Consider the following 7,287-nt stretch of genomic DNA (forward strand, 5'->3'; position numbering starts at 1 on the left):
GGGTCTCGCGCGCGCGCCGCGCGCGCCGGCGCCGGGGGCGGGGGTTGACCCGCACACCGCCCCCCCCCGGGCCGCACACCGCTGACCTGCCAACAGATTCGGAGAGTTCCGTGGCGAACCCGGTCACCCAACAGCCGCCCGGCCGCAGCCTGGGCACCCCGTCGCCGGCCGGGGCCAAGCATCGCCGGTTCGAACTGCGCAGCCTGGGCGAGGTCGGGGCCCTCGTCGTCCTGATCGTCGTGTTCGCCGTGCTCAACCCCAGCACCTTCCTGACGATCGACAACATCCGGACCATCCTGGACCAGTCCGCGACCCCGCTGATCGTGGGCGTCGGCGCCACCCTGGTGATCCTGATGGGGTCGATCGACCTGTCGGTCGAGGGTCTGATGGGCGCGGCCGGCATGGCCTTCATCCTGACCACCGAGAACAGCCGCGGCTCCATGGATCTGGGCGCCGGGTCGTTCATCATCGGGATCGGTGTCGGCGCCGTGCTGGGCATGCTCGCCGGCCTGATCCACACCCGCCTCAAGGTGCCGACGTTCATCGTCACCATCGGCTTCTGGTTCATCGGCCTGGGCATCGCCACCGTGCTGTTCGGCACCGACACCATCCCGCTGCTGCCCGACGGCGGCATCAAGACCTGGCCGAACACCACCCTGGCCGGGCTGCCCTACTCGTTCTGGCTGGCCGTGCTCATCGTCGCCATCGGCTGGCTGATCACCCGGTACACCAAGCTCGGCCGGTTCACCTACGCGATCGGCAACAACGAGGACGTCGCCCGCAGCAACGGCATCTCGGTCAACCGGATCAAGGTGTACGTCTTCGCGTTCGCCGGGGCCTGCAGCGGCCTGGCCGGCATCCTGGCCACCCTGCGGCTGGGCGCCGGCTCCCCCACCGTCGGCGGCGGCATCCTGTTCGTCACGGTGGCCGCGGTCGTCATCGGCGGCACCTCGCTGTCCGGCGGCAAGGGCGGTGTCCTGCGCACCATGCTCGGCGTGATGATCCTGACGGTGCTCAACAACGGGCTGATCCTGAGCGGGGTCAGCTCCAGCATCCAGGCCGGGGTCTCCGGCGCCATCCTGATCGTGGCCATCATCGTGGCGGCCTGGCCGCTGCGCAGCCGACTGAGGATCACCAAATGACCAAGGCCGTCACGGCGAAGGATCCCGCGCCCGCGGGCACTCCCGCCCTCAAGCTCACCGGCATCACCAAGACCTTCGGGTCGGTGACCGCCGTGAAGAACGTCTCGCTGGAGATCCCGCGCAACCAGGTGATCGGCCTGATCGGCGAGAACGGCGCCGGCAAGTCCACCCTGCTCAAGATCCTGTCCGGGTTGCACGAGCCCGACGCCGGGGTGATCCAGGTGCACGGCCAGGAGGTCAAGTTCCGCCGACCGCAGGACGCCGTCGCGGCCGGTTTCGGCGTGGTCCACCAGGAGCAGTCCCTGCTGACCAACCTCTCGGTCGCCGAGAACATCGCGATGAACGCGCTGTCCTCCAAGGACAACGCGACCCGCGGCGGCTGGTACCGGTGGGGGCAGCTGAACTCCGAGGCCGAGAAGATCCTGGCCAAGGTCGGCGCCACCGTCGATCCCCGGGCCATCGTCGGCGACCTGTCGTTCGTGGACCGCCAAATGGTGGAGATCGCCCGCGCCCTGCGCGTGGACGAGATGACCCACACGGCACCGATCGTCATCCTCGACGAGCCGACATCGGTCCTGGAGCGCAACGAGACCGCCATCCTGGAGCGGGAGATCGCCGAGCTCAAGCACGTCGGCTCGGTCATCTTCGTCTCCCACCGGCTGGACGAGGTCCGGCGGATCTGCGACCGCATCATCGTCATGCGCAGCGGCGAGATCGTCGCCGACCGGGCCACCGAGGGGGTCACCGAGGACGAGCTGTTCCAGCTGATGATCGGGCACGCGGCGAAGGCCCGCAAGCGCGAGGCGCAGGCCCGGCAGGGCGGCGATGCGCTGCTGAAAGTCTCCGGACTCACCGCCAAGGGCAAGTTCCGCGACGTCTCGTTCGCCGTGCCGCCGGGTCACTGCCTGGCCATCGTCGGCACCATCGGCTCCGGCCGGGAGGAGCTGGTCCGGTCGCTGTTCGGGGCCGAGCCGTTCGACGCCGGCACCATCACCTACCAGGGCCGGCGGGTGCAGTCCTGGTCGGCCACCCGGGCCACCCGGGCCGGCATCGGCTACGTGCCGGCCGAACGCAAGACCGAAGGCATGGTGGGCGGCTTCAACGGTCCGGAGAACATGGCCATCGCCCGGACCGGCTCACGCAAGCTGTTCGTGAACCCGTGGCGCGAGCGCAAGGCCGGCGCCGAGTGGTTCGAGACCATGGACGTGCGCCCGCGGGACGTCAAGCTGCACCTGCACCGGTTCTCCGGCGGCAACCAGCAGAAGGTCGTCATGGCCAAATGGCTCAAGTCGCAGACGCTCAAGCTGCTGATCCTGGACCACCCGCTGCGCGGCCTGGATCCGGGCGCCGCCGAGACCGTCAACGACAAGATCCTCCAGGCGCGGGACGGCGGCACGGCGATCGTGCTGCTGGCCGACACCCTGGAGGAGGCCCTGGAGATGGGCGACACCGTCCTAGTGATGCGGGACGGCGAGATCACCGCGCGCTTCGACCTGACGGTCGACACCCCGACAACCCTCGATCTGCTCGAAAAGATGGTGTGACATGCCCGATCAGAAGGTGCGCCGGGACACCCCCGAGACGCAGACCTCGGCCCCGGCCGTCACCCCGGCGGGCGAAGCCGGTCCGCGCCGTCGCCGGCGCGTCATCGACCTGTGGGCCACGTTCGGCCCGGTCGCCGTCTTCATCATCCTGTTCGTCCTGGTCACCATCCTGCGGCCGGCGTTCCTGTCCGGCGGCGGCCTGTCGATCGTCGCCACCCAGTGCACGGCGATCCTGCTGGTCGCGCTGGGCCAGTGCCTGGTGCTGAACGTCGGCTCGATCGACCTGTCCAACGCCGCGATCGCGCTGTTCTCGGCCATCCTGCTGGCCAAGACGATCGGCCCGGCCGGCGTCGGCGGGATCGTCCTGGTGATCGTGCTGGGCGCGGCCATCGGCATCCTCAACGGCTTCCTGATCGCGTTCTTCCAGGTGCCGAGCTTCGCCCTGACGCTGGGCACGCTGGGCATCCTGCAGACCGCCTCGCTGATCATCAGCGACAAGACCACGGTGTACGCCGACAGCACCGCCCTGCTGAGCCCGATGTTCGGCACCGCGATCGGCGGTCTGGTCAGTGCGTTCTGGATCGCCGTCATCATCGCCGTGGTGCTGTGGGCGATGCTGCGGTTCACCACCCTGGGACAGAGCATGACCGCGGTCGGCCTGAACGAGACCGGGGCCCTGTTCTCCGGCGTGCGGACCCGGGCGATGAAGATCGTCGCCTTCATGTTCTCCGGGTTGCTGGCCGCCGTCGCCGGCATCATGATCATCGCGCAGGCGGGGTCGGCGTCCAGCACCGGCCTGGGCAGCGACCTGCTGCTGCCCGGCATCACCGCCGCCATCGTCGGCGGCACGGCGATCACCGGCGGCATCACCAACCCGATCAACGTGGTCTTCGGCGCGCTGACCGTCACCCTCATCCCGGTCGGGGCGGCCGCGATCGGCATCCCGTCCGAGGCGCAGAGCCTGGTCTACGGCCTGGTGATCATCATCGCCGTGGCCCTGACCATCAGCCGCAAGCGCGTCGGCGTCGTCAAGTAGCACCCGGACCGGTCGGCAAGAACCGTCCGCACCCGCCCGAGCATTCGCCCTTCCCGACAGTCCAAGGAGCACAAGAATGGCCGTCCTCGACGCACTGGAACCCCAGGAAGTCCTGGGCTATTTCGAGAAGCTGTGCAGCTACCCGCGCGGCTCGGAGAACGAGAAGCAGGTGGCCGACTGGGTCGTCGCCTTCGCGCAGGAGCGCGGCCTGGAGGCCTTCCAGGACGACCGGCACTGCGTCGTGGTCCGCAAGCCCGGCCAGGGCGGCCTGGAGAACGCCCCCGGCCTGATCCTGCACGGGCACCTGGACATGGTGTGCGCCAAGAACGAGGGCGTCGAGATCGACTTCGCCACCGAGCCGATCACGCTGGTCGTCGACGGCGATTTCATCAAGGCCGACGGCACGTCGCTGGGCGCCGACAACGGCATCGGCTGCTCGTACATCCTGGCGCTGCTGGCCTCGACGGACATCCCGCACCCGCCGCTGGAGGCGGTGATGACGGCCATGGAGGAGAAGGGCAAGGTCGGGGCCGGCCACTTCGACACCTCGGTGCTCACCGGCACCCGGATGATCGACTTCAACTGGATCACCGACCACGAGATCCTGGCCGGCTGCAGCGGCGACGTCACCTTCCTGGTCGACGTTCCCGGCGAGTTCGAGCCGGTGCCGGCGGAGCTGTCGGCCACCCGCTCGCTCAAGGTGCGCGGCCTGATGGGCGGCCACTGCGAGTTCGACATCCACCTGGAGCGGGCGAACGCGATCCTGGTCCTGGCCCGGGTGCTCAACGCCGTCCTGGCCGCCTACGACGTCCGGATCAGCGGGCTGACCGGCGGCACCCAGAACAGCGCCATCCCGGCGGACGCCGAGGCGGTGCTCTCGATCCGGCCGGAGGACGTCGCCGGCGTCCAGACGCTGGTCGCCGAGCTGGGCCGCACGTTGCACGGCGAGTACCAGCGGGCCGGTGACACCATCCGGCTGGAGTTCGAGGAGGCCGGCGCCCCCGACCGGGCGTTCGCCAAGGCCGCCGGCGAGCGGTTCGCGCGGCTGACCGCGCTGATCCCCAACGGCGTGCTGAGCTGGAGCCTGCTGACCCCGGGCGTGGTGGAGAGCTCCAACAACCTGGGCACGCTGCGCCCGACCGAGGACGGCGTGCGCCTGGCGTCCACCATCACCGCCCAGGTCACCTCGCGCAAGCACGAGATCCTCGACCGGGTGCGGGTGCTCGCCGCCCTGGCGGGCGGCGGGGTGACCGTCGAGCAGTACGGACTGGACGCGCCGGAGTTCCCGTACCAGGAGAACTCGGTGCTGCTCAAGACGGCCGCCGACGCCTACCGCGACGTGATCGGCGCCGAGCCCGACATCCACGTGTCGCAGTGCAGCCTCGAGCTGGGCATGTTCAGCCGCAAGATCCCCGGGCTGGAGATCATCTCGATCGGCACCGAGCTGCACGCCCTGCACTCGCCGCTCGAGTCGGTCAACCACACGTCGGTCGCCAAGGTGTGGCCCCTGGTCAAGGAGGTCGTCGGCCGGCTCAGCTGACCGGATCCGGCCCATCCGACCCCGCCGGCGCGCGCCGGGCGACGAACCAACCACCTTTCATCAAGGAGTGAGATGAACCAGAAGCTGGACCCCGAGTTCCTGGTGGAGATGCAGCGCCGCATGCTGCGCATCCGCCGGTTCGACGAACGGGCGTCGAAGATGGTGAAGCGGGGCGCGATCCCGGGCACCGTGCACACCAGCATCGGCCAGGAGGCCCAGGTCGTCGGCGCGACGATGGCCTTGGGCGAGCACGACTACATGACCGGCAACCACCGCAGCCACGGCCACCCGATCGGCAAGGGTTCGCCCCTGGGCCCGCTGATGGCCGAGCTCGTCGGCAAGGCCGGCGGCGTCTGCGGCGGCAAGGGCGGCTCGCTGCACCTGGCCGACTTCAAGGTCGGCAGCCTGGGTGAGTCCGGCATCGTCGGCAGCTCCATCCCGATCGCCACCGGGGCCGCGCTGTCGTCGAAGGTGCTGGGCAACGGCAAGGTCGCGCTAGCCTTCTTCGGCGACGGGGCGGCCAACCAGGGCTGCCTGTACGAGTCGTTGAACATCGCCGGCGTGTGGAAGCTGCCCGTCATCTTCCTGTGCGAGAACAACCAGTACGCGCTGTCGACCCCGGCGTGGACCGTCACCTCCGGCGTGATCGCCGACCGCGCCGCCGGTTTCGGCATTCCGGGGGTGCGCGTGGAGAACGGCCAGGACATCATGGCGGTCTACGACGCGGTCAGCACCGCCGTCGAGCGCGCCCGGGCGGGCGACGGCCCGACCCTGATCGAGGTCGTCACCTACCGGTACAACGAGCACTCCGAGGGCCTGCGGCTGGCCACCGACTACCGCAACGCCGACGAGAAGGCCGACTGGCTCTCCCGCGACCCGATCACGCTGCACCGGCAGTACCTGATCGACAACGGGATCGCCACCGCGCCCGAGATGGACCAGCTGGAGGCGGACGTCCTGGCCGAGGTCGAGGACGCGGTCACCTTCACCAACGAGAGCCCTTTCCCCGAGCCGGCGATCGCGTTCGCCGATCTCTACACCGAACCAATCACCCCGTCGAAGTACCTGGACCCGATCGGAGCACGACCGTGAGCGTGATGAGCTACCTGGGCGCCATCGGCGCGGCCCAGCTCGAGGCGATGGAGGCCGACGAGCGCGTCGTCATCATCGGCGAGGACGTCGAGGCCAACGTCTACGGCACCACCGGCGGCAAGTCCCGCTCGGACAAGGGCGACTTCCTGCAGAAGTTCGGCGCCAACCGGATCCGCAACACCCCGATCTCCGAGGAGATCATCGTGGGCGCGGCGGCCGGCGCGGCGATGACCGGGCTGCGCCCGATCGTCGACCTGTCGTACTCGAGCTTCATGTACATGGCGATGGACCAGTTCGTGAACCAGGTCGCCAAGAACCGCTACATGTTCGGCGGCCAGGCCTCCATGCCGGTGGTCTTCCGCTCGGCCATGTTCTACGGCCTGAACACCGGCGCCCACCACAGCGACCGCCCGTACCCGATGTTCATGAACGTGCCCGGCATCAAGATCATGGCGCCGGCCTCCCCGGCCGACGCCAAGGGCCTGCTGCGCACCGCCATCGACATGGACGACCCGGTGCTCAGCTTCGAGGCCTGCCTGCTGTGGGGCCGCAAGGAGGAGGTGCCGGACGAGGAGTACCGCATCCCCTTCGGCGTCGCCCGGACCCTGCGCACGGGCAGCGACGTCACCGTCGTCGCCATCTCCAGCGCGGTGCCCGAGGCCGAGGCGGCCGCCGACGCGCTGGCTCAGGAGGGCCTGTCGGTCGAGGTCATCGACCCGCGCACGCTGGTCCCGCTCGACATCGACACGGTCATCGAATCGGTCCGCAAGACCGGCCGGCTGGTCGTCGCCGACCCGGCCCACCGCACCTGCTCGGCCGCCGCGGAGATCTCCGCGCTGGTCGTCGAGGAGGCGTTCGAGTCGTTGCAGGCGCCGATCGTGCGGGTGACCACGCCGGACACCCAGATCCCGTTCAGCCCGGCGCTGGAGAAGC

The 7,287-nt window shown here is 69.6% G+C and carries 6 protein-coding genes; all 6 read left to right on the plus strand.

Going from position 1 to position 7,287, the window contains the following annotated elements; all coding sequences use genetic code 11:
* Window positions 1–110: 110 nt before the first annotated feature.
* Window positions 111–1,142, plus strand: coding sequence for an ABC transporter permease (locus tag ACOJUF_RS07075; protein WP_420121158.1), 1,032 nt, complete (start codon window positions 111–113; stop codon window positions 1,140–1,142).
* Window positions 1,139–2,686, plus strand: a complete 1,548-nt coding sequence (locus ACOJUF_RS07080; protein ID WP_420121159.1) for a sugar ABC transporter ATP-binding protein — start codon at window positions 1,139–1,141, stop codon at window positions 2,684–2,686. Before ACOJUF_RS07075 ends, ACOJUF_RS07080 begins: the two co-directional genes overlap by 4 nt.
* A gap of 1 nt (window position 2,687) precedes the next feature.
* Window positions 2,688–3,722 carry an ABC transporter permease gene (locus tag ACOJUF_RS07085; protein WP_420121160.1) on the plus strand — a complete coding sequence of 345 codons (1,035 nt, stop codon included), beginning with the start codon at window positions 2,688–2,690 and terminating at the stop codon, window positions 3,720–3,722.
* Between the two features lie 76 nt (window positions 3,723–3,798).
* Entirely contained in the window at window positions 3,799–5,262 is a 1,464-nt protein-coding gene (gene pepD, locus ACOJUF_RS07090) for a beta-Ala-His dipeptidase (protein ID WP_420121161.1), read from the plus strand.
* 72 nt (window positions 5,263–5,334) lie between these two features.
* On the plus strand, window positions 5,335–6,354 hold the full coding sequence (locus tag ACOJUF_RS07095) for a thiamine pyrophosphate-dependent dehydrogenase E1 component subunit alpha (RefSeq protein WP_420121162.1): 1,020 nt from the start codon (window positions 5,335–5,337) through the stop codon (window positions 6,352–6,354).
* 5 nt (window positions 6,355–6,359) lie between these two features.
* The coding region (locus ACOJUF_RS07100) for an alpha-ketoacid dehydrogenase subunit beta (protein WP_420121163.1) at window positions 6,360–7,287 on the plus strand (928 nt) is incomplete at its 3' end.

The organism is Nakamurella sp., from assembly GCF_048594475.1.
Lineage (GTDB): Bacteria > Actinomycetota > Actinomycetes > Mycobacteriales > Nakamurellaceae > Nakamurella.

What these genes read in the sequence shown, in the direction of transcription:
- ACOJUF_RS07095 (WP_420121162.1), top strand. Translation starts at nt 5,335, where the DNA reads ATGAACCAGAAGCTGGACCCCGAGTTCCTGGTGGAGATGCAGCGCCGC.
- pepD (WP_420121161.1), top strand. Translation starts at nt 3,799, where the DNA reads ATGGCCGTCCTCGACGCACTGGAACCCCAGGAAGTCCTGGGCTATTTC.
- ACOJUF_RS07080 (WP_420121159.1), top strand. Translation starts at nt 1,139, where the DNA reads ATGACCAAGGCCGTCACGGCGAAGGATCCCGCGCCCGCGGGCACTCCC.
- ACOJUF_RS07085 (WP_420121160.1), top strand. Translation starts at nt 2,688, where the DNA reads ATGCCCGATCAGAAGGTGCGCCGGGACACCCCCGAGACGCAGACCTCG.